The sequence below is a fragment of the Methylobacterium isbiliense genome (assembly GCF_022179325.1).
GTDB lineage: Bacteria > Pseudomonadota > Alphaproteobacteria > Rhizobiales > Beijerinckiaceae > Methylobacterium > Methylobacterium isbiliense.
Genome location: NZ_BPQQ01000159.1, coordinates 1 through 1,642 on the forward strand (window position 1 = coordinate 1; position 1,642 = coordinate 1,642).

General features: G+C 71.3%; 2 protein-coding genes. Both read right to left on the minus strand.

Annotated elements, in window-relative coordinates:
* Positions 1–172: 172 nt before the first annotated feature.
* The gene (locus MFF61_RS33705; RefSeq protein ID WP_238242213.1) at positions 173–808 is read right to left on the minus strand and encodes a phage portal protein; all 636 of its coding nucleotides are present in this window, start codon (positions 806–808) and stop codon (positions 173–175) included.
* A partial coding sequence (locus MFF61_RS33710) for a terminase TerL endonuclease subunit (protein ID WP_238242215.1) occupies positions 805–1,642 on the minus strand: 838 nt, incomplete at its 5' end. The genes MFF61_RS33710 and MFF61_RS33705, both read right to left, overlap by 4 nt.

The following is a 1,642-nucleotide window of genomic DNA, read 5'->3' on the forward strand; positions in this document are numbered from 1 at the left end:
ACGCAAAGTGCGGGAGAACCGTTTCTGTGGACGGTTACGGGGCTTGGGTGACCAGGGTCTCGGTTGCGGGTTTTGGCTGGTGCTCCTGTTCGTAGACGAGGGGTGAGCGGTAGCCCAGGGCGGAGTGTCGCCGCACTGGGTTGTAGCCCGAGGGCGTGGCGTCGTTCTCGAATTACTCGCGGGCGAAGCGGTCGGCCTCCAGCCCGAGCCCCACCGCCGCGCCCATCGCCTGGATCGGCGTGCGCGCCTTGAGCCCGGTCCACTCGGCCGAGCCCGGCACGTGCAGCACGTCGTCCTGGTCGACGACGATCGCCCGCCCGTCGTCGAGAAGCAGGCGGTAGCGCAGGCGCTCGCCGGCGAGCTCAATGCCGATCCGGTGGAACGCCACCGGCCAGAGCGCCAGCGGGTCGCCCGAGCCGCGCCGCTCGATCCACGAGACGGCGTTGCCCTCCAGCAGCATCTGCGCCAGCGTGGCGCGCAGCCACAGCGTGCGCGAGAGGCGCGGGTTGGGGCGGATGCGCAGTAGGTCGGCGGCCGGGTGCTCGGCGCTGGCGACGCGGTCGCCGCCCGGCTGCTCGCGGTAGGTCTTGAGCGGCAGCATGGCTGCCGCGAAGGCGATGATGGAGACACAGCGGTAGACCGCGGCGTGGCGCATCGCCGTCTCGGTCGAGATCCCGCCGGCGAGCCCGCCCGGCGGGATCCGGTCCCAGGCCTCGGCGTCCGAGGACAGGAACGAGGTCGAGGCCTCGACCTGTGGCGTCGCGCGGGCCGCCTCGGCCCGGCGCGCCGTGCAGCGCCAGAAGGTCACAGCTCCACGAAGCCTCTCGCGATGCCGGGCTCGGCCCCGCTCATGCAGCGGGCGAGCGCCATCAGGTGCGCCACCGGGCCGTCGATCTTGTTCTCGGGCCGCAGCTTGGTGGGGTAGACGTTGTCCTTGCGGTCGGGCTTGGCGACCACGTTGGACAGCATCCAGGTGAAGACCGGATCGCCGCTGTGGGCGATGGCGCGCGAGCGGATCAGCGCGTCCATCTGCTTCATCGGCTCGCTGAAGTTGAGCACCAGCGGCCGCACCTCGACGCAGGGCAGGCCGGCCTCCTGCAGGGCCGTGACCAGCATGGTCGCCTGGTGCGGGTCGTAGGCGACCTCCTCCAGCTGGAACTCGGTGACGAGCCCGCCGGTGCGGCTGCCGTCCGCGCCCTCCTCGCCCAGGATGGTGTCGAGGATGGCGAAGTGGTCGATCATGTCGCCGTCGGTCTGGATCAACCAGGACGGGTCGGCGTCGCGCCAGCCGCGGTAGTGCTCGGACTCGCCCGCTTCGATCGCCGCCTCGGGCAGCCAGTAGAAGCCGAAGCGGGCGTAGTGGTAGCCGCGCGCCTGCAGCTGCTGCGCCACCGGCGCGGTGCAGCGCGCCAGCTCGAACAGCAGCTCGCCGGCGGCGATGTCGACCTTGGAGGCGAGGTCGAGCCCGAGCCGGCAGGGCTGGCCGCGGAAGTCGTCGAGGCTCAGGTCCGGCACCGCGCTCTCGATCCAGCGCTGGACGTTGAAGTAGGCGTCGCGCGCCTGCACCCAGATGTTGAGGTGCTTGGTCTTGAACACCCCGGCCTTGCGGGCATTGGCCCGCTGTAGCGCGGCGATCTGGATG